A 3,129-nucleotide genomic window follows, 5' to 3' on the forward strand; every position below is an offset into this window, starting at 1 on the left:
GCCCGAGTGCCTGGCGCTGCTGGTGCCCGATGCCGCGCAGCCGTTCGAGACGGTGTTCGCGCATGCGATGTGGCTCAAGACCTGGTTCCACGAACGGGCCGCGGTGGCCCTCGAGCGGTTGCACCGCCCCGGCGACGAGGAACTGCTCGCTATCGTGCTGCAGGTCGCGCGGCGGGTCGGCCTGCCGGTGGTCGCGTCCGGCGACGTGCTGATGCACCTGCGCTCGCGCAAGTCGCTGCAGGACACGCTGACCGCGACGCGGCTGAACCTGCCGCTCACCGAATGCGGGCTGCGGCTCGCGCCGAACGCCGAGCAGTACCTGCGCTCGCGCAGCCGGCTGGCCGGCCTCTACGAGCCGGCGTGGCTCGACAACACGCTGCTGCTGGCCGCGCAATGCACCTTCTCGCTCGCCGAGCTGAAGTACGAGTACCCGCGCGAGGTCGTGCCCGAAGGCATGACGCCGATCGCCCACCTGCGCCGGCTCACCTATGCCGGCGTGCCCAAGCGCTTTCCCGACGGGCTGAAGCCGGCGCACTCGAAGCAGATCGAGGACGAGCTCGCGCTGATCGAGCAGCTCGGCTACGAGGCCTACTTCCTGACGGTGGCCGACATCGTGCGCTGGGCGCGCGCGCGGGACATCCTGTGCCAGGGGCGCGGCAGTGCGGCGAACTCGCTGGTGTGCTACTGCCTCGAGGTGACCGAGGTCGATCCCGAGCGCGCGACGCTGCTGTTCGGCCGCTTCATCAGCGCCGAGCGCAACGAGCCGCCCGACATCGACATCGACTTCGAGCACCAGCGCCGCGAAGAGGTCATCCAGTACATCTACGGCAAGTACGGCCGCCACCGCGCGGCGCTGACCGCGGTCGTCATCAGCTACCGGCCGCGCAGCGCGGTGCGCGACGTCGGCCGCGCGCTCGGCATCGACCTGCAGCGCATCGACGCCGTCTCGAAGAGCCAGCAGTGGTTCGACGGCCGCGGCATCAGCCGCGAGCGCCTGCGCGAGAACGGCTTCGATCCCGATTCGCTGGTGGTGCGGCAATGGGCCGAGTTGACCGGCATGCTGGTGGGCTTTCCGCGCCACCTGAGCCAGCACCCGGGCGGCTTCGTGATCGCGCGCGACCAGATCGAGCAGCTGGTGCCGGTCGAGAACGCCGCGATGGACAAGCGCAGCGTCGTGCAGTGGGACAAGGACGACCTCGACGCGCTCGGGCTCATCAAGGTCGACATCCTCGCGCTCGGCATGCTCAGCGCGCTGCGCCGCGCGCTGGAATTCATCGGCCACAAGCAGGGCCGTGAATTCCGCATGCAGGACATCGCCGAGGGCGACGAACCCACCTACGACATGATCTGCCAGGCCGACACCATCGGCGTGTTCCAGATCGAGAGCCGGGCGCAGATGAGCATGCTGCCGCGCCTGCGGCCGCGAAAGTACTACGACCTGGTGGTCGAGGTCGCGATCGTGCGGCCCGGCCCGATCCAGGGCGGCATGGTCCACCCCTACCTGAAGAACCGCAACCTGCCGATCGCGGAGATCGATTGCCCCGAGCCGCTCTGGCCCGCGCTGGAGCGCACGAAGGGCGTGCCGATCTTCCAGGAGCAGGTGATGCAGATCGCGATGCTGGCCGCCGACTTCACTCAGGGCGAGGCCGACCAGCTGCGCCGCGCGATGGCCGCGTGGAAGCGCAAGGGCGGGCTCGGGCCGTTCCACGAGCGGCTGGTCGGCCGCATGGTCGCCAACGGCTACGCGCTCGAGTACGCGGAACGCATCTTCAAGCAGATGGAGGGCTTCGGCGAGTACGGCTTCCCGGAGAGCCATGCGGCCGGCTTCGCGCTGCTTGCCTACAACAGCAGCTGGATCAAGTGCCACCACCCCGATGCGTTTCTCGCGGCCTTGCTGAACAGCCAGCCGATGGGGTTCTACGCACCGGCGCAGCTGGTGCGCGACGCGCGCGAGCACGGCGTCGAGGTGCGGCCGGTCGACGTGGCGTGCAGCGACTGGGAGTGCACGCTGGAGTGGCCGCTCGACGAGGCCGCTCCGGGCGATGGGCTGCGCCCGGTGCGGCTCGGGCTGAACCGCGTCGGTGGGCTGTCCGAGGCGGCGGCGCAGCGCATCGTGGCGGCCCGCGAGCGCGGCGCCTTCGCGAACCCGGAAGACCTGGCGCGGCGCGCCGAGCTGAACGGCCACGAGCTGCAGTCGCTGGCGCAGGCCGATGCGCTGCACAGCCTGAGCGGCCACCGCCACCAGGCCGCCTGGGCGGTGGCCGGCATCGACACGCGGCCCACCGCGATGCTGCGCCGCACGCGCATCGACGAGCCCGCGCTGCAGCTGCCCGCGCCGGCCGAGGTCGAGGAGACGGTGGCCGACTACCACGCGCTCGGGCTGACGCTGAAGCGCCACCCGCTCGCGCTGCTGCGCCCGCAGCTCGAGGCCTTCCAGGTGCAGACCGCGGCCGTGCTGCGCGGCTACCCCGACGGCCGGCTGGCGCGCGCGAGCGGGCTGGTCACGCACCGGCAGCGGCCGCAGACCGCCAAGGGCACGGTCTTCATCACGCTGGAGGACGAGACCGGCGCCGTCAACATCATCGTCTGGCCGCGCGTGTTCGAGACCCAGCGCCAGGCCTTGCTCGCTGCGCGGCTGCTGACGGTCTACGGCCAGTGGCAGCGGCAGGGCGACGTGATGCACCTGCTGGCGGTCAAGATGATCGACCACACGCCGCTGTTGGGCGGCCTCATTGCACGCAGCCGCGATTTCCGTTGATTCTGGTTGATGCTGCCGAAGCCGCGGGCACACCTGGAAACGAAGTGTGAGCGCCGATTCGATAGAGTTCGGGTCTTTCTCTTGCATCGTTGACCGGCTACATGCTGTTCCTGCTCTCGCCCGCCAAGACCCTCGACTACGACACGCCGCTGCGCACCGCGCACGAGCCGACGATGCCGTCCTTCCTGCCCCGCTCGGCGGAGCTGATCCAGGTGCTGAAGACGAAGTCGGTGGCCGACATCGCGGCGCTGATGCACCTGTCCGAGCCGCTGTCGGCGCTCAACGTCGAGCGCTATGCCGCGTGGAGCCCGCGCTTCACCGACGCCAACAGCCGCCCGGCCGCGCTCGCGTTCGACGGCGATGTCTACGAC

2 protein-coding genes are annotated in these 3,129 nt (G+C 70.3%); both read left to right on the plus strand.

Features of this window, described 5'->3' with window-relative positions:
• Positions 1 to 2,758 (plus strand): error-prone DNA polymerase (locus AC1D12_RS29260; protein WP_477844682.1); only part of this gene is annotated, 2,758 nt, incomplete at its 5' end.
• Between the two features lie 101 nt (positions 2,759 to 2,859).
• Positions 2,860 to 3,129: peroxide stress protein YaaA (gene yaaA, locus AC1D12_RS29265; RefSeq protein WP_477844684.1), on the plus strand; the 270-nt coding region annotated here is incomplete at its 3' end.

The organism is Rhizobacter sp. P1_G5, from assembly GCF_056405435.1.